The organism is Arthrobacter sp. LjRoot78 (assembly GCF_964254335.1).
Lineage (GTDB): Bacteria > Actinomycetota > Actinomycetes > Actinomycetales > Micrococcaceae > Arthrobacter.
Map to the genome: position 1 here is coordinate 1,063,805 of NZ_CAXUTG020000001.1, position 16,580 is coordinate 1,080,384.

At 65.9% G+C, this 16,580-nt stretch carries 15 protein-coding genes; 6 read left to right on the forward strand and 9 right to left on the reverse strand.

Annotated features, from left to right (window positions below):
- Window positions 1-26 precede the first annotated feature (26 nt).
- The 6 genes from ACSQ1X_RS05050 to ACSQ1X_RS05075 all read right to left on the reverse strand — a co-directional run bounded on the left by ACSQ1X_RS05050 (window position 27) and on the right by ACSQ1X_RS05075 (window position 6,270).
- Window positions 27-1,112 (reverse strand): hypothetical protein, encoded by a 1,086-nt coding sequence (locus ACSQ1X_RS05050; RefSeq protein WP_436056880.1) that lies wholly within the window; start codon window positions 1,110-1,112, stop codon window positions 27-29.
- Between the two features lie 43 nt (window positions 1,113-1,155).
- Entirely contained in the window at window positions 1,156-2,169 is a 1,014-nt protein-coding gene (locus tag ACSQ1X_RS05055; RefSeq protein ID WP_436056881.1) for a medium chain dehydrogenase/reductase family protein, read from the reverse strand.
- A gap of 96 nt (window positions 2,170-2,265) precedes the next feature.
- The gene (locus ACSQ1X_RS05060) at window positions 2,266-2,877 is read right to left on the reverse strand and encodes a DUF998 domain-containing protein (protein ID WP_436056882.1); all 612 of its coding nucleotides are present in this window, start codon (window positions 2,875-2,877) and stop codon (window positions 2,266-2,268) included.
- Window positions 2,878-3,102: 225 nt separating this feature from the next.
- Window positions 3,103-4,380 (reverse strand): amidohydrolase family protein, encoded by a 1,278-nt coding sequence (locus ACSQ1X_RS05065; protein ID WP_436056883.1) that lies wholly within the window; start codon window positions 4,378-4,380, stop codon window positions 3,103-3,105.
- A gap of 1 nt (window position 4,381) precedes the next feature.
- Entirely contained in the window at window positions 4,382-4,858 is a 477-nt protein-coding gene (locus tag ACSQ1X_RS05070) for a GAF domain-containing protein (RefSeq protein ID WP_436056884.1), read from the reverse strand.
- 17 nt (window positions 4,859-4,875) lie between these two features.
- Window positions 4,876-6,270, reverse strand: a complete 1,395-nt coding sequence (locus tag ACSQ1X_RS05075) for an MFS transporter (protein ID WP_436056885.1) — start codon at window positions 6,268-6,270, stop codon at window positions 4,876-4,878.
- Window positions 6,271-6,378: 108 nt separating this feature from the next.
- Here ACSQ1X_RS05075 and ACSQ1X_RS05080 point away from each other — a divergent pair, with 108 nt between their 5' ends.
- From ACSQ1X_RS05080 to ACSQ1X_RS05090, 3 genes are all read left to right on the forward strand, one after another.
- Window positions 6,379-7,257 (forward strand): MurR/RpiR family transcriptional regulator, encoded by an 879-nt coding sequence (locus tag ACSQ1X_RS05080; protein ID WP_436056886.1) that lies wholly within the window; start codon window positions 6,379-6,381, stop codon window positions 7,255-7,257.
- 305 nt (window positions 7,258-7,562) lie between these two features.
- On the forward strand, window positions 7,563-8,135 hold the full coding sequence (locus tag ACSQ1X_RS05085; RefSeq protein ID WP_436056887.1) for a hypothetical protein: 573 nt from the start codon (window positions 7,563-7,565) through the stop codon (window positions 8,133-8,135).
- A 269-nt stretch (window positions 8,136-8,404) separates the two neighbouring features.
- Window positions 8,405-9,478 (forward strand): methyltransferase, encoded by a 1,074-nt coding sequence (locus ACSQ1X_RS05090; protein WP_436059263.1) that lies wholly within the window; start codon window positions 8,405-8,407, stop codon window positions 9,476-9,478.
- Between the two features lie 24 nt (window positions 9,479-9,502).
- Here ACSQ1X_RS05090 and ACSQ1X_RS05095 read toward each other — a convergent pair whose 3' ends face one another.
- Window positions 9,503-10,459 carry a lipid kinase gene (locus tag ACSQ1X_RS05095; protein WP_436056888.1) on the reverse strand — a complete coding sequence of 319 codons (957 nt, stop codon included), beginning with the start codon at window positions 10,457-10,459 and terminating at the stop codon, window positions 9,503-9,505.
- A 194-nt stretch (window positions 10,460-10,653) separates the two neighbouring features.
- Here ACSQ1X_RS05095 and ACSQ1X_RS05100 point away from each other — a divergent pair, with 194 nt between their 5' ends.
- Window positions 10,654-11,397, forward strand: coding sequence for a hypothetical protein (locus ACSQ1X_RS05100; RefSeq protein WP_436056889.1), 744 nt, complete (start codon window positions 10,654-10,656; stop codon window positions 11,395-11,397).
- Between the two features lie 25 nt (window positions 11,398-11,422).
- Here ACSQ1X_RS05100 and ACSQ1X_RS05105 read toward each other — a convergent pair whose 3' ends face one another.
- Both ACSQ1X_RS05105 and ACSQ1X_RS05110 read right to left on the reverse strand, forming a co-directional pair.
- Window positions 11,423-13,081, reverse strand: a complete 1,659-nt coding sequence (locus ACSQ1X_RS05105) for a thiamine pyrophosphate-binding protein (protein WP_436056890.1) — start codon at window positions 13,079-13,081, stop codon at window positions 11,423-11,425.
- Window positions 13,082-13,201: 120 nt separating this feature from the next.
- On the reverse strand, window positions 13,202-13,705 hold the full coding sequence (locus ACSQ1X_RS05110; protein WP_436056891.1) for an Lrp/AsnC family transcriptional regulator: 504 nt from the start codon (window positions 13,703-13,705) through the stop codon (window positions 13,202-13,204).
- Window positions 13,706-13,798: 93 nt separating this feature from the next.
- On the opposite strand from ACSQ1X_RS05110, the gene hisC reads away from it, so the two are divergent.
- Window positions 13,799-14,896 (forward strand): histidinol-phosphate transaminase, encoded by a 1,098-nt coding sequence (gene hisC, locus ACSQ1X_RS05115; RefSeq protein WP_436056892.1) that lies wholly within the window; start codon window positions 13,799-13,801, stop codon window positions 14,894-14,896.
- Window positions 14,897-14,948: 52 nt separating this feature from the next.
- Entirely contained in the window at window positions 14,949-16,361 is a 1,413-nt protein-coding gene (locus ACSQ1X_RS05120; protein WP_436056893.1) for an amino acid permease, read from the forward strand.
- Window positions 16,362-16,580: the final 219 nt, after the last annotated feature.

Genomic DNA, 16,580 nt, shown 5'->3' on the forward strand with positions numbered 1-16,580 from the left:
GGCACCCGGGTTGGGTGGCGAGTTAGCTACCGCGCGGCGGAGTCCGGCACCGAACCCGCCGAGTCCACCGAACCCGCCGGACCCCAGGACGCGAGGAAGGCGAGGCCCGCGGCCACCGCGGCGCTGAGTACCACCGCGCCCAGCCAGAGCGAGACGGGCCAGCGGATCGCGTCCGTCACCGCGAACGCCACGAGCTGTCCCGTCCACAGGACAGCCGCGATTCCTCCCATGACCGCCGGCAGCCGCCTGCGCAGCCAGGTTGCCGGAAGCCGGGTCAGCAACAGGTCAGCCACGACGGCGGCAATAGTGGCGCCAGCGGCTCCAGCAATCGCATACGTGTGGAAGCCCAGCATCGCGACGGGCAGCCATGCTGCAGCGGCCACCAGCAGCGTGACAACCCCGCGGACCGGACGCCTCGCCGCGGAGAGCGTGAAGAGCAACGGGGCGATGATCAGCAAGGTGGTCAGCAGGTAGCTGGCCAGGGTGACGACCACCGGCATCTCCGCCTGGACCCGCCCGGGGCTGCCGACCGGCGTTGGAACAAAGAGGGCCGTTGGCCCCGGCCGGACGAAGGCGGAGACGTAGATGAGGAAGAACGCCCCCAGCCCCGTCATAAGTACGACGGCGAACAGCGCCGCCGGGGTCAGGGCCGGGTGGTCGTCGGGGCTGGCTGAATGACTCGCCCGGGCGCTCCGGACCGCCGTGCCGAGGATGAGGAAGAGGCTGAAGCCCAGCAGCAGGTGGGTGGGGCTGACCAGGGCATCGAGTGAGACCTCGATGCCCAGGACTTCGTGCCACAGCAGGTCCAGGCCCCCGGCGGTGGCAAAGAGGATGAGCCCCACCACGGTTCCCCGATAGCCGGGCGGGATGGCCTGCACCAGCGGCTGCCCCGGTGTCCGGTTCCGCCAGATCACGACGGCGGTCCACGCCGCCGTCGCCAGCAGGCCGGAGTAGAGGGCGGCGTGCCACGGGGTGAAGAACGTCTCCAGGCTGGGCAGGTTCAGGTGCGCCCAGCCGTCCAGGAAGACGGCCAGCACCAGCCACAGGCCCAGGAGTTCGGTGACCAGGTCGCGGCGTCCGCCGGTCCTGGTGTTGCGCGCGATTTCAAGCATCGTTGGCCACTTCCACGAAGGTGTTCGGTGAGGGATGGTGCCCTTACGGCACGAGCACGATTTTTCCCGTGGCAGCCGAGGACTCCAGCATTTCGTGAGCGCGACGGGCATCGGACAGCGGCAGGCGCTCAGCCACGACCGGGTGGATCTCGCTGCGACGGAGCATCTCGAGCAGGACGCGGAAGTCCTCCCGGAACCAGTCCTGGTGGCGGATGCGCAGCTTCTGGATCCGGTAGGAGAGCACCCGCCGCCGGGGCGAGAGCAGGCCCCAGAGCGCGACGCTGATGGTGGCCGCCCACCACTCGACCCACCCCCGCCAGCTCTTCCGCCCGCGAACCAGGGTGGAATAATGCCCGAACACGACGAGCCTCCCACCGGGTCGCAGCGTGCGGAAGGAGCGTAGCGACAGGGCGCCGCCAAGCCCGTCAAGGGCAACGTCGACGCCTTCGCCGGTCAATTCGCGCACCAGCGTGACGAAATCCTCGCGCTGGTAGTCGATCGCAACCGCGCCGAGCCGCTCCACGGCGGGGCGGTCGCTGGCTGAAGCGGTGCCGTAGAGGCGAAGACCGGCCAGCGTTCCCAGCTCGAGGACTGCGGTGCCGACCCTGCCGGCTGCGCCGTGCACGAGCAAAGTTTCCCCGCTCTTGGCCATTGCCACGCGGTGAATCAGCTGGTAGGCGGTCATATAGGGGAAGACGAGGCTCACAACCTCCGCCGGGTCGAGGTCCTCGGGCACTTCCACCGCGTACGCCTCGGGCACGCAGACAAGCTCCGCGTTCGCGCCCCATACGGTCAGTGCTCCGACGCGTTGTCCCTCACGCAGCCTGTTGCAGCCCTCGCCCAGCTGGTCGACGACACCGACCAGTTCGTAGCCGGGCGTGAACGGCGGCTTCGGGACGCCGAAATAGGTGCCGGCGCGCAGTTGGGAGTCAGTGAATGACACGCCGGACGCCAGAACCCTGATCCGGACCTCGCCCGGACCCGGCCGGGGATCGTCGGCGTCCACCACCTTCAGGACCTCTGGACCGCCGAAATGGTCGACGACGACACGCTTCATGCGGCCAGCGTACGCCTGGCGCTGGTGGTCAGGTCAGGGACTTTGGTCCGGTCTCGGAAAGGAATATCCGGAGGAGCTGAAGTGAGGGCCCGGCGTCTAAACCTGGGATGTTCTGGCAGTAGCAGGTCGCTTCCACAGCGCGACCGCGAGGACAGCCACCCAGAGCAGGAACGCTCCAATGCTGATTCTTTCGCCGATGCCCAGCACGAGGTTCGGTCCCGGGGCCGCCATGAAGGCAACTATGCCCATCACCGCGGAAACAGCGAGCGAGGCGATGGAGTAGGCGCGCATTCGGCCGTGGAACCCCGCAGCCACGAAGCACATTGCCGAGACCATGAGGGCGAGCTGGACGTTGGTGGCGAGGATATGCATGGGAATGGAAGCATCGTCCCCCAGCGTCAGCGGGTAGAGGGCGCCCATGATGTTCCACAGCCCGTACCCGATGAGCAGGCCGCCGCCGATGCGCAGGGCGCGGTTGCCGCTTACGGAGTTCCAGACGCCCACCCCGAACGCGGTAAACAGCACGGTGTAGAGCCACGTGAAGGGCACCAGGACGTCCCGGCCGGGGGAGCCGACGGCGAAGAGCTCGCTCACCATCTGTTCGGTGCGGTGGTATCCGTCCCACGCAGACGCGGCCACCACGTCTGTGGCAACCACGTAGAGCAGCGAAGACAGCGCTCCTGCGGCGAGAAGGGCCCTGCGAGTCACATCACGGCGCTGAGTTCGCTGCTTTGCGGCCCGCCTGCGAAGCGGGACCCGGCGCTTGTCGATTGACATGTCCGGATGTCCTCAGAGCCGCGGTCTGGCAAGGCTCGGTGCAGGGACCCGCGGGCGTCCGCCCCAGCGCCTATCTGTCTTAAGCTTTGGGCCGGTTGCCGCAGGTTGATAGGGCCGAACGGCCTTGGCATGCAGGGTGTCCTGTTCAGACAGTCTTCAATGCGTCGGGTTAGGGCTGACCACCCGCCCGTTCTGGATCAGTACGTCCAGGTGGTCGGCGATGTCGGCCAGCACTGCGATATCGGCAAGCGGGTCAGCGGACAGTACCAGCATGTCGGCGTCCGCGCCGGGGGCGACGACGCCAACCTGGCCTTCGCGCCCCAACAGCTGTGCCGCCGTCGTGGTTGCCGAGCGGATGGCGTCGATAGCGGGCTGGACCTTCCCCAGAAGCCGGAACTGTTCGTTCTGGTGGCGGTGCATGCCGCCGAGGAGGTCGGAACCGAAGGCCATTTTGACGCCGGCTTCGTGCGCGCGGCCGATCGCGTCGAGGCCGCTGCTGAGCACTGAGTCCACCTTGGCCCACATCTCCTCAGTGAGTCCGAAATCCTTGCCCTCTTCCTTCAGCGCCCAATAGGTGACGAGCGTGGGGACCAGGAAGGCGTCCTTTTCGATGAACAGGCGGAGGCTCTCGTCATCGAGCAGGTTGCCGTGCTCGATGGAACGGACGCCGGCCTCAAGGGCCCGGTTGATGGCACGCGCCGTGTAGGCGTGGGCCGCGACGTAGCGGTTGGCGGCCTCGGCCTCCTCCACGGCGGCACGCATCTCCTCCATCGAGTACTGAGTGGAGTCGATGCGGTCGGTGGGCGAGGAAACTCCGCCGGAGGCCATGATCTTGATGTGGTGGGCGCCCTTGCGAAGTTCGTCCCGCGCGGCTGCCCGGACGGCGTCCACGCCGTCGGCTATCCGGCCGATGCCGCAGCAGCCGCGGCCGTTAGGGTCATGGTCTTCGCCGGGGAGGCGCATGTCGCCATGGCCGCCGGTCTGGCTCAGGGCATGACCGCAGAAGTGGATCTTCGGGCCCTCCAGCAGGCCTTCTTGCTGCGCCATGGCCAAGCCGAAGTCGGCCCCGGACAGGTCCCGGACGGTGGTGAAGCCGCGGCGCAGCATCTGGCCCATGATGCGGGCAGTCTGGGCGTAGACGTACGATGCCGGGGTCCAGGTCAACGACCGGAAGTCGGCACTGGAGGCCACGACATGGACGTGGCAATCGATAAGCCCCGGAATGACGAACTTTCCGGTGCCGTCGATCACCCGGGCTCCCGAGGGCGCTTCGGCATCCGAACCGATAGTGCTTATCCTTCCGTCAATACTGACGACGTCGGCAACCGCGTAGGTGCCGGCCTGCACGTCCAGCACGCTGGCGTTGCGGATCACCAGCGCCGGGCTGCCGGCCGCGTCGCCAGTGGAGGCCTGAGTGTTAGGGGTAGTGCTCATTTCAGATGGTGTCCTTCCCGGGGACGTCGTGGGGATGGGCGGCGAAGGCTTTGGTGAGGTCGCTGCCGTTCCTGTTGACGACGTCGACGGCGGCTTCCACGCTGTGCTGCGTGTAGGTGCCTTCGGCGTCCAGCATGGCGAGCACGCCCACCACGTTGCTGCCGCCGTCGAGGACGGGAACGTTGATGACGGCACCGCAGCCGAGTTGCTCGATCAGTTCGGAATCGGCAAAGACTTCACGCAGTGCGTCCAGGTGGCCGGCGAGGAACGGTTGCTTGTTTTCAATCACTGTTCCCAGCCAGCCGGGGGAGATCTCCACGGTTTTCTCGCCGCCCGCCGGGTAGTCCGCCGGGTGGCTGGTGAAGAGCCGCCGAAGGCTGGACCGCTCCGGGATCCATTGCAGGGCGGTGAAGAGGATGACGCCGGGATCCTCCCGCATGGCATCTAAGGTCTTCTGGAACACTGTGTCTGCAGTCATGGACTCTGTCATTCCGCTCATCGCTGTCCTGTTCCTGCCATCGCCGAATCATGCTCCGCCCGGGCATTGATGTCCTCCAGTGATTTGCCGGCGGTGGAGGCTCCGAAGATGACCACGCCGAGGACGCCGATGGTCAGCACCACCGTTGTCATGACGAACACTCCGCCGAAGCCCAGGGCCACCGAGAAGATGCCGATGATGGAGGGTGCCAGGATGCTGCCGATGCGTCCGACGGCACTGGCCAGTCCCACTCCGGTAGCGCGCATCCAGGTGGGGAACAGCTCCGGAGTGTAGGCGTAAACCCCTGCGTAGGTGCCGTTCAGGAAGAAGGACAACGTTGCCGCTGCCACCAGGATCATGCCTGAGTCGTTGGACTGGCTCAGCCAGAAGGCGCTGAGCGCGGATCCCGCAAGGTATAGGGCGATGGTGTTCTTACGGTCAATTCGGTCACACAGCCACGCAGCGGAGAAGTAACCGGGGATCTGTGCAAGGTAAATGATGATCGAGTACTCGAAGCTCTTGGTGACCGTGATGCCGCGGCCCACGAGGAGGGTAGGAATCCACGAGAAGAAGCCGTAGTAGGAGAATGTGATCACGAACCAGATCAGCCAGATGACGGCCGTCCGGCGGCGCATGGCCCTGGACCACATGAACTTGAGGGCGTTCCAGATGCTGATCTTCTGTTCGTGTTTGGTGATCTCTTCGCTGGCCGGCGGGAGAGTAGCGAGGTCCCTGCCGGTTGCCTTTACTACGCTCTGTTCGAAGCGCTCAACTACTTCTGTCGCTTCGGCAATGCGGCCGCGGCTGATGAGGAAGCGCGGGGATTCGGGCAGGCTGCGGCGCCACCACAGCAGGAGGAGGATCGGAATGGCTGTGACCACCTGGGCCCAACGCCAGCCGTCCTCGCCCATCGGGACCATGAAGCGGCCAATCAAAGCCGCGCCTACGAAGCCAAAGGAGAAGAATCCGGCAAGGGTTCCGATGAACCAGCCCCGACGCTTGGGTGGGATGAACTCGGAAAGGAACGGCGCAATGATGACGCTTTCGGCGCCTGCCCCCAGCCCTGCAAAGATCCGTGCAATCAGGAAGACTTCGAAGTTGGGGGCCATAGCGGCCACCACGGACATCAGGCAGTAGAAGGCAAGTGCCCAGAGCATCACCTTCTTGCGGCCGAACCGGTCACCCATCCATCCGGAGAGGATGGCTCCGAAGAAGAAGCCGAGCGGGGCTGCGGACCCCACGAGGCCAAGGCTTGCATTGCTGAGGCCCCACAATTCCTGGATGCGCGGAAGCAGGAAGGCGACCACGGCCCCGTCCATGCCGTCGAATGAGTAGCCGAGGCCCCCGATGAGGAGAAGCTTGTAGTGTGGACGACTGAGTGTCAGACGATCTAAACGTGCGGTGAGAGACATGGTGATTCCTGCCAAAGTGGGCCAAGTTGTACATTTTGAGGAATATGCACAAGTCTGTGCAGATGCGATGTACTGAAGTTAAGGCCAGAGTGTGAGGCAGGTCAATAGGTGAAACAAGAAATTAACTCTTCCTCGGTCACCGAGTGGCTAGACAGCCGTGTGCAGGGACGGAAGCTTGCCGCCCGGCAGATGCAGGTCATCGGCGTCCTCCGGTCACAGCCCCGGCTTGCCTCGTATGGTTCTGTCAGCGACATAGCGGCAGCGGCGTCGTCGAACGCTTCCACTGTGACCAGAACCGCGCAGGCGCTGGAATTCAAAGGCTGGGCCGACTTCCAGTTCGAGCTTCGCTCGCGGTTCCTGGCGTCGCTGAGTGCACTCGAAGTTGCGGCTGAGCACAACGGCCACGTCAGCAGCCCGGCCCAGGCCGCCGTCTCTACTGATCGCGCCAATCTGGCCCATCTGGAGCGGACACTCGATCCAGGTACTGTCCGCTCCATCGCGGAAGCGATCGCCGGGGCACGGCAGACCCTGATTGTGGCCGCCGGAAGCTACGCGGTCCCGGGCAAGGCCTTGGAGCACAACGCGGTTATTGCCGGCTACAACGTCCGGTTGCTCGACGCTGACGTCGCTGCGCTGACGAACATCCTCGCGCGTGTGACTTCGGAGGATCTGGTGATTGTGATCAGCCTGTGGAGGGTTTACGACAGCACCATGCGCGCGGTGGAGATCGCCCACAACGTGGGCGCCACTATCGCCTCGATCACGGACAGTGCCGGTTCACCCGTGGCCGAGCACGCCGAGCACCGGATAGTTGTTCCCACCGAAGGTGCGGGTTTCTTCCCGTCGCTGACCGGTGCCGTCGCCGCAGTGCAGGCGATCGCCGTCGAACTCGCTTCCCTGGACCGTGACCGGTCAAACAAAAACATCGCCGCGTCCGAGCGAACCTGGGACCAGATGCGGATCATGCATCCCCGTTCCAGCTCTTAGCGGGAGGAATGGCCAACCAGCCTGAACTGGAATTTTTCAATGTGAATATCGGGTCGCTCGGGTATGTGGCACGTGCCGCGGCTCGGGTGGGCCGGGGCATGGGAGCTTATCCCAGGCACGGCAGCATCGTCCCCTAAACGCGGCAAGGCCCCCCGGTAATTCACCGGGGGCCTTGAATGCTTAGGGCCGAACGGCCTTGCCCTTCGCCCGTGAGTACCGACGCATGCCCAAGGGTGGCTGGTATAGGCTCCCTTGGGACCTGAACAGGCATTGCTTGGGACCGCAACAAGCATCAACTGCAAAGGGTGGGGAATACCTTGGATCTGCTGGGCGGCCTGGGCCGCGACGAACTTCGCACGTTTTCTTGGATTGCGGCCGCCGTCTTCGCGCTTGTGGCCGGCGTCTGGCGTTGGCGCAGGCTTCATTGGACGGCGCTCGGAGCTGTTCTGCTCTTCGCGGCCCTCAACGCGGGTGCAGGGATCTACGTCCTGAACACTTTCCGTGATTCGCGCTGGTCAGTGGGGGGAGAACCGCCGTTGAGCGCTCCGTCGTTTTCCGAGACGCCTATCGTGGGGCAGTACCTTGGCCCCCTCGACTCCACTCTGCAGGGAGTGGTCGGTGGGGTGAACGATTTCGTGGCATTCAAGCAGGCACTTCCCGTAGCGCTGGACTTCCTTGCCGTGTCCGGCTGGGCACTGCTGCTCTCGTTCCCGCTTGCCATTCTCGCCGCCGTCATCAGTTTTGCCATGGCGAGGCGCCGATCGGCGGAGTTCGAAAAATACCGTGCCACCGTTGACCTGCTCAAAGTTGAGCTTGAGCAGGTCAAGCGGCAGATCTCTGCAGCGGAGGGTAGCGGCCACGGCACACCTGTATCCTGACAATGTAGGTTGAAGGGCCCCAAGTGGCCATCGACCAAGCTCAGTTCGTGGCCGGATGACGGCCGGAATCTTGGGCCGTGGCCTTGGACGTCGTGGAATCACCGCCGCAATCGTCAGTCGCCGATCGGCTCCTCTGACGCTTGGAATGGATCTTTATCACTACCGACACGCCAGCTCCCGTGGGAATCCCGACGTCATTCATCAACCACTCGCACGCAGCTGCGGTGGATGAGCGTGCCCTCGTGACCTGGTCCGAGGCCGGCGAAAGCATGACCGCGCGATGGCGTTCAACAAACGGCAGACCGGCGCCGACGCGCGTCGAAGTGGTCTCCGACTCCCTCACGGCCGATCAGGCGAACCGGATGGCGTCACAGGGGATCGCGATGCTCTGGCATGGTGACTTCCACAACGCACGGCAGATCCTCAACGCCCTGGACCGCCGGGTAAGCGCCGGAAAGAAGACCGCAGGCACTCCGGCCGATAAGTTCTATCGGCACCGCCAGTCCCGCTCGCACCGTGCACGCGTTCTCGGCCTGCTGCTGATTCCTCTTGATCCGGGCCCGGTGGTGCCGCTGCGCCGCGCACCGGACATCCGGCAGGCCGCCGCTGAAGCGTACGGCGAAATCGGCGAAAATTCCGTTGTGTCCCTGCACGAGCTTGTCGGGGCAATTGGCGCCCACGAGTGGCGGCGGAATGGCGTCCATGTCGATGCGCTGCAGGGCCGCATCCACCCGCACTATGGCACGTTCTTCCCCACCCGGAGTGAGTATGTGGATCTCGTGGCCGCCGCTGCGCTGCCCTCTGACACGCTGGCGTTCGACGTCGGAACCGGCACCGGGGTGCTCGCTGCGGTCCTCGCGCGCCGTGGTGTCCACCGTGTGGTGGCGACGGACAATGAACCGCGCGCAATCGCCTGCGCCGCTGAGAATTTCCGCAACCTCGGAGTCCAGGACCGTGCTGAGGCCGTCCTGACCGACATGTTCCCGTCCGGACGGGCACCGCTCATCGTGTGCAACCCGCCCTGGATTCCGGCCACACCGCATTCCAGCCTGGACAGCGCCGTCTATGACCCCGGGAGCAGGATGCTGTTCCGCTTCCTGAACGGACTCCCCGACCATCTGGAGCCGGGCGGTGAAGGCTGGCTTGTCCTCTCCGACCTGGCCGAGCATCTTGGCCTGCGGTCGCGTGAGGATCTGCTGGCCGCCATCGAGGCGGCCGGGCTGAAGGTGATGGAACGGCTGGACACCAAGCCAACGCATCCGAAGGCATCGGACCGGGACGATCCCCTGTTCGAGGCGCGCGCGGCCGAGGTCACGTCGCTGTGGCGGCTTGTTCCCCGATAGTCAGAACCTTTCGCCGTCGGGGAATCACGACGGCGGCCCGCCCGCGGCGCCCGGTCCGTCGAACAACGCGCTGGTGCTGCTCTGGGGCACCACCACGTGGACGGCGTTGCGCTGGACAGTGAAGTCGGCTGGCGTGACCGTCGCGATTTCGCCGTCGAGGTTTACCGGCAGCGGCGGATCGGTGACCAGCCGGACGTGCCGGCTGGTCAGGTGGTACACCTTGTCGTGTTCGATGAAGCTGCCGTCCTTGAGCAGCCGCGCGATGCTCACGTGCTCCCGGAGCGGACCCGCCAGGATGGCGTAGATGTCCAGGAGGTGGTCATCGATCCCTGCGGTGGGGGAGACCGTGTTGCCGCCGCCGTAATGCCGGCCGTTGCCGACGGCCACCTGAAGCAGGTTGTCCAGTTCCATCGGCTCGTGGTCCCCCTCGGGGAACTCGAGACGGGCCCGGAACGGCTTGTGCCGGGCATAGGCCCGAAGCGTGGCGATGCTGTACGCCAATGGCCCGATGTACCGCTTCAAGCGGGGGCTCAGAGCCTCCGTCACAGCTACCGACAGGCCCACGGACGCGACGTTGAGGAACGGCTCACCATTGGCCCGGCCGAGGTCGATGTCCACCACTTTTCCTTCGGCGATGGTGGCGCATGCCTCGGCAAGCTTGTTTGGTATCTCCAGCGTGCGGGCGAAGTCGTTGGCGGTGCCCAGCGGAAGAACGCCGAGCGTAACGTTGGTGCCGGCAACCCGGCCGGCGGCGTAGGACACGGTCCCGTCGCCGCCGCCGACAACAACCAGGTCGTGCCCGTCCGCAAGCACCCGGTCAAGCGTGCCGGCCAGCTCGTCCCCGGACAGCACCTGGTGCACGGCGGAGATGGGCACGCCTGCCTTGCGCATCGTGTCCACGGCAAGTTCGTGGGCTGCGCCTCGGCGTGATCCGGCGTTGATCACGACGGCGGCGGAGCGGGCGTCCCGGGCAGCATTCATGAGGGCCATGTTAGGGCGCGGACCTGTGGGTTTCCTATGGCGCCGGCGCCGTTCTTGGAAGCCGTGTGAAGGCGCTACTCGTAAGCGTCGTTGTCGGGGCGGTTGAAAGCTGGCCTGCGTGCTCTGGGATTATCGCCCAATAATTGGGTTAGTGTCGCGACAAGATAGCCATGTCCTGACGAGGGAGAACCTACTTGGAAACTTCATTCACCGCGTCCAGTTCAATTGTTGGAAAGCTCCTTGAGGAAATTTCGTGGGAGAAAGCCAGGGACTATAGGGCCGGCGGGCAGGGGCGCGAAAATGTCTTAACCGCGGAGGTGCTTGTCGGCCTGGACTTCTTACCCAGGACCCACTTCCTCGGAGCTGTCATCCAAGCGGCGCAAGGTGCCGATGACGCCCGGAAGAAACTTGTCTCAGAAGCCGAGGAACTGCAGATGCACTTTCTGCCGGGGGATTTTAGCCCCGGTGCAGACGGTCATAAGGCCAAATTGGTGGTCCAGCCCGACGCCATCTTTGAGACCCCTACGACATACACGCTGGTTGAAGCCAAACGAATAAGATATGGCAGTTTTCAGCCCGAACAACTGGCCCGGGAATACGTCACTCTTATGACCAAAGCCGGTACCGGTACGCCCATTCTCTTCCTCTTGGGTGTTACCCCGCCCGTTCGGGTCAAAGGCAACGGCCAACTAGGAATTGCCGAAGCTGTGGGACGTTTCCTCAGCCCCGTTTTGGAGCGGGTGGGCGATCAAACACTTCCCTCTGAGTCCGAACTTATGGCGCGCATACCGGAGGTCTTCTGCTGGCTATCTTGGGCGGAACTGGACCGATGTATCCGCGAAGCGGCGAACGCGTATATGAGTGGCCATGATTCTGGAGATGCTTCCGTCCGGCGCATCGCCTCCTTTATCCAGAACGCGGTCGCCTGGCATGCTTGATTCTGTCGCGGCTCGCCAGAACTAGCTACCCCGCCACCGCCGCCTTAGCCGCCTGCGAGGCCGCCATCCACTCGCTCAGCCACGGGGCACGCACGCTCGACGTGATCCTGCAGTCGGCCACGAAGGTTCCCTTCGCGCCGGCGGCGATCCATTCTTGAAGGGCAGAAAGGTCGGCCAGTGAGCGGATGATCGCGGAGCTGGCACCGAGCGCACGGGCGACGCCGCTGAAGTCCACCTCGGGGATCAGCATGGGCTTTTCGGTCAGGCCCTTGGAGCCGTACTGGTGGATCTCCGCTCCGTAGGCGGCATCGTTGTAGATGACGACGACGGCGCTGCTCGCCGCGCCAATCAGCGACTCGAGGTCGGACAGGCCCATCAGGAAACCGCCGTCGCCCGAGGCCAGCACCAGGGTGCGGCCGTCCTCCACTGCGCGGGCTGCCCCGACGGCGCTGGCAAGGCCCAGCCCGATGGTCTGGAAGGCCGTGCCCACCATCACCAGGTCCTGCGGTCGCGGGATGTTCCAGTACATGGGGGCCCAGCCGAGGAAGTGCCCGCCGTCCTGGACCACCGTGCGGCGCTCCGGCAGCACGTTATCCAACGCGATGGCAAGGGAACGAGGGTCCAGCCGGCCGTCCGCGGTCTTGTCGGAGCCGGGGTGGTGGGCCGGTCCTTCGGTCAGACGCTTGCGGGCTTCCGCCCGCCACGCTTCTGCTGAAGCCTCGCCGTCCAGCAGTTGGAGGATGCGTCCGGCGGCGGACTTGGCGTCTGCGCTGACGAACAGGTCCACCCGCGGGTGCGTGGGCTGCAGGGCGGAATCGATCTGGATGACGGTGCTGTCCGGGCCGAGCAGGTGCCCGAACCGCAGGGTGAAGGGGCTCAGGCTGGCCCCCGCCACGAGGACCACATCCGCTTCGCCCATGAGTCCGGCGGCGGTGTCCGTGCCGAAGCCGCCGGCGACGCCGAGGTACCCGGCGCCCTGGAGCAGGTTGAGCGCCAGGGCGGTTCCGGCGGTCAGCGCGCCCAGCCGGTCGGCAAGCTCGCGGAGCTCCGGGCCGGCGCCGGCGAGGTGCGCACCGCGGCCGGCGAGGATCAGCGGCCGCTTGGCCCCGGCGAGCAGGCGGGCCACCTGCCCCAGGCCGGCGCCGCCGTCGTCCGTTACCTGGGGTGCCAGCGGCGCCGGAAGCTCTTCATCTGCCGCCTCGAGTGCCGCGAGGTCGTAGGGAATGGCAATCACGACGGCGGTGCGCTTGGTGAGTGCGTACTCCACCGCCTGCCGGGTGATGGAGCCCGCGGCGTCGCGGGTGACCGTGAAGGTGGCCGCGCCGAGGCCTGCGGCGATGGCTGCCTGGTCCACGTCCTGGGGGCGGGCGCCGGTGCTCGGAGCATCCCCGGTGACCAGCACCACCGGGATCTGCGCCTGGACTGCCTCGGCCAGGGCGGTGAGCGCGTTGGTGTAGCCGGGGCCGTAGGTGGTGGTGCCCGCTGCGAGGCGTCCGGACGCACGGTAGTAGGCGTCGGCCGCGGCGATGGCGGCGCCCTCGTGCCGGACGGGGGAGAAGCGGAGGCCCAGCTTCTCCGCGGCGTCCAGGAAGTAGACGTTTCCGTTGCCCATGACACCGAAGAGATCGGTGAGGTAGCTGCTGAGAACCTGCGCCACGCGGCCGGAGACGGTAAGAGTAGTCATGCAGGAATCTTGTGGGCTAAGTCACTGATCGGCAAGAGAGTGGGTTTTGACTGGGATATTTGGCAGCAAGTGGTAGCTCAGAGTGAAAATTTGCCCACCTGTGGCGTGCATCACCCGCACCTAGTTGGAAGGGCGGGATTCCTGCTCGGAGAGCCGGGCCAGGAGGCCGTCGTAGCGGGGTGGCATGAGTTCTAGCACGGATATGGCCGTGCTGGTCCGCTGGATGCCCTCGATTTCCAGGATCTCGTTGGTGATCCGGTAGAGATCGGCCGTACTGCGGGCCACCACCTTGGCCATGAGGTCCGCGTCTCCGGTGGTGGCGTGCACCTCGATGACTTCCGGGATCGCGGCGAGGCCGTCTTCAACTGCTCCTGTCCGGGTCTGGCTGATGGACAGCGAGAGGAAGGCCATCAGGTCATACCCCAGGGCGGCGGGGTCCAGCCTCCGGCTGAAGGAGCGGAGGGCGCCGCTTCGCTCGAGCCGTGCCAGCCGGGCATGGACCGTGTTCCGTGCGACGCCGAGCGTGCGGGAGAGTGCCAGGGCGCTGGCTTCCGGATCCTTGTCGAGGGCCAGGATGATCCTGCCGTCGAGGGAATCCAGGGTGCGCGGGGTCGGGATGGTCATATTTTCACCACAGTCACTAGAAGTTGAGCAGAAGTCCCAATGGGTTGAGGGTATCTTGCATTGTGTGCCGGGTCACAACCATGATCGGTCCTCATGACCCGTGATCAACTCCTGACTGCCCCGGACACCGCGCTTCCCACCCTTCGCGGCGCTGTGGCCGGACTTCCGTCCTACGTCCCGGGCCGGCGCGGCGCCGGCGCAGACATCGCAGCCCTTGCCAGCAACGAAAGCCACTACGCTCCGCTGCCTGCTGCCGCGGCCGCGGTGGCAGAAGCGGCCGGCACCATGAACCGCTACCCGGACAGTGCCGCCGTCGAACTCCGCGAACTGCTTGCCGGGCACCTGGGCGTCACCGCCGGGGAGGTCGCGGTGGGGCCCGGCAGTGTGGGCGTCCTCCAGCAGATCATCACCGGACTGTGCGACGCCGGCGATGAAGTGATCTTCGCCTGGCGCTCCTTCGAGGCGTACCCCATCCTGGTTGAGCTGGCAGGCGCCCGGCCGGTCCGCATCCCGCTGGACGACGCCGAGGGCCACGACCTCGACGCCATGGCCGCGGCCGTCACCGACCGCACCAAGGTGATCCTGCTCTGCACCCCCAACAACCCCACCGGCGTGCCGATCAGCCACGAGCGCATCGTGGCTTTCCTGCAATCCGTCCGTTCCGACATCCTCGTGGTGATCGACGAGGCCTACGTGGAATACGCCGAAGCGGGCAGCGGCCCCGATTCCCTGGCGCTCTACCGCCGGTACCCGAACGTCTGCATCCTTCGCACCTTCTCCAAGGCCTACGGCCTCGCTGGCCTCCGCGTGGGATATGCAATTGCGACGCCGGCCATCGCCGAGGGACTGCGCCGCACCGCCCTTCCCTTCGCGGTGAGCGCGCTGGCCCAGAAGGCGGCCATCGCGTCGCTGGACGCGGGGGAGGAGATGGAAGCGCGGGTCGCCGCCGTCAGGCAGGAGCGCGCGCGGATGGCCGCGCAGCTCGAAGCCCAGGGCTGGAAACTGCAGCCGAGCCAGGGCAATTTCCTGTGGATCAGGGCCGATGACAGCCTCCGGGCGAGGCTGGTGGAGGCGTTTGACGCCGCCGACATCCTGGTCCGGGCGTACCAGGGCGACGGCGTGCGGATCACCGTTGCCGATCCCGCTTCCAACGACCGCGTGCTCCGGCTCCTCGAAGCCCACGCAGCCTGACAACCGACTGACCTTTTACCAACCCGTTCCGCCTACAACCAGAGGAATCCCCATGGAACAACAGACAAAGACGTCTGCCCGCGCCCTCGGCGCGGCCCTTAAGCCCCGCCAGCTCACCATGATGGGCCTGGGAAGCGCCATCGGCGCCGGCCTGTTCATCGGCTCCGGTGCGGGCATCCAGGCTGCCGGCCCGGCGGTGCTGATCTCCTACCTCGTGGCCGGCACGCTCATCATCCTGGTGATGTGGGCCCTCGGCGAGATGGCGGCCGCCAACCCGGACAGCGGCGCGTTCTCCGTCTACACCGCCAAGGCCTACGGGCCGGTGGCCGGTGCCACCGTGGGCTGGCTGTGGTGGCTGCAGCTCGTGGTGGTCATCGCGGCCGAGGCGCTTGGTGCGGCAGGCCTGCTGGCCACGATCTTCCCGGCCCTGCCGGTGTGGCTGATGGCCTTCGTGTTCATCGTGGTGCTCACCGCCGTGAACCTGACCAGTGTCAAGAACTTCGGCGAGTTCGAGTTCTGGTTTGCGCTGCTCAAGGTGGCGGCAATCGTCGGGTTCCTCCTGGTGGGCGCTGCCCTGCTCTTCGGCTGGCTGCCGGGCGTGCAGTCGCCGGGCCTGTCCAACTTCACGGGTGCCGGATTCGCACCCAGCGGTTTTGCCGGAATTGCCACGGCACTGTTCGTGGTGGCATTCGCGTTCGGCGGCACCGAGATCGTGTCCGTGGCCGCAGCCGAGACCGCGGAACCGGCCCGCAGTGTGAAAAAGGCAGTCCGGACGGTGCTGTGGCGCATCATGGTCTTCTACATCGGTGCGATCTTCGTGATCGCGGCAGTGGTTCCCGTGGGTTCGGCGGGGCTGAAGAGCCCGTTCGCCGCGGTGCTGGATGCGGCCGGCATGCCCGGCGCAGCCACTGCCATCACCCTGGTGGCCGTGGCAGCACTGCTGTCCGCCCTCAACGCCAACCTCTACGGTGCGTCCCGGATGGCGTACTCCCTGGCCGAGCGCGGGGAAGCACCGCGTCTGCTTGCCTCGGTGTCCAAGGCCCGGGTCCCTGTTATCGCAGTCCTGGCCAGCGTTGCCTTCGGTGTTGTCACGGTTGTGCTGGAGCTGGCCTTCCCCGAGAAGGTCCTTCCGGTCCTGCTCAACATCGTGGGTTCGACGTGCCTGCTGGTGTGGACGTCCGCGCTCCTGGCCCAGCTCGCGCTGCGCCTCCGCGCCGACCGCGAGGGAACGGAGCTTCCGCTGCGGATGCCCGGCTTCCCGTGGCTCACGGTGTTTGGTCTGGTCATCCTGGCGGCGATCTTCACGGTGGGCTTCATCGGCGAGGATTCCCGTCCGCAGCTCCTGAGCACTTTCGCACTCGTGGCGCTCCTGGCGGTGGCGTGCTGGGTGCATCACCGGAGCGGGAAGGTTTCGCCGATTGTTGAGTCATCGGAGCGTGACAAGGAACCGGTTCTCATCGACTGAAAGGCGGCGCTGGGAACTACTCCGAGCGTTCACATCGTACGAAGCGTTCACATCGTACGAAGGGCGCGTCCGGCTTTTGCCGGGCGCGCCCTTCGCAATTCATGTCGGGCTGGCCGACGTGCAGGTACGTAGGTGTCGACCGCCCCGACAATTTGTAGTCGCACCACCCGCTGTCAGACCCGGGGGGCCTTGGGCAGGTTCCACACTTCTTCGTATTTG

Coding starts and splice junctions, on each gene's coding strand:
- ACSQ1X_RS05050 (WP_436056880.1), bottom strand. CDS start 1,112: ATGCTTGAAATCGCGCGCAACACCAGGACCGGCGGACGCCGCGACCTG.
- ACSQ1X_RS05055 (WP_436056881.1), bottom strand. CDS start 2,169: ATGAAGCGTGTCGTCGTCGACCATTTCGGCGGTCCAGAGGTCCTGAAG.
- ACSQ1X_RS05065 (WP_436056883.1), bottom strand. CDS start 4,380: ATGAGCACTACCCCTAACACTCAGGCCTCCACTGGCGACGCGGCCGGC.
- ACSQ1X_RS05070 (WP_436056884.1), bottom strand. CDS start 4,858: ATGACTGCAGACACAGTGTTCCAGAAGACCTTAGATGCCATGCGGGAG.
- ACSQ1X_RS05075 (WP_436056885.1), bottom strand. CDS start 6,270: ATGTCTCTCACCGCACGTTTAGATCGTCTGACACTCAGTCGTCCACAC.
- ACSQ1X_RS05090 (WP_436059263.1), top strand. CDS start 8,405: ATGACCGCGCGATGGCGTTCAACAAACGGCAGACCGGCGCCGACGCGC.
- ACSQ1X_RS05095 (WP_436056888.1), bottom strand. CDS start 10,459: ATGAATGCTGCCCGGGACGCCCGCTCCGCCGCCGTCGTGATCAACGCC.
- ACSQ1X_RS05105 (WP_436056890.1), bottom strand. CDS start 13,081: ATGACTACTCTTACCGTCTCCGGCCGCGTGGCGCAGGTTCTCAGCAGC.
- ACSQ1X_RS05110 (WP_436056891.1), bottom strand. CDS start 13,705: ATGACCATCCCGACCCCGCGCACCCTGGATTCCCTCGACGGCAGGATC.
- hisC (WP_436056892.1), top strand. CDS start 13,799: ATGACCCGTGATCAACTCCTGACTGCCCCGGACACCGCGCTTCCCACC.
- ACSQ1X_RS05120 (WP_436056893.1), top strand. CDS start 14,949: ATGGAACAACAGACAAAGACGTCTGCCCGCGCCCTCGGCGCGGCCCTT.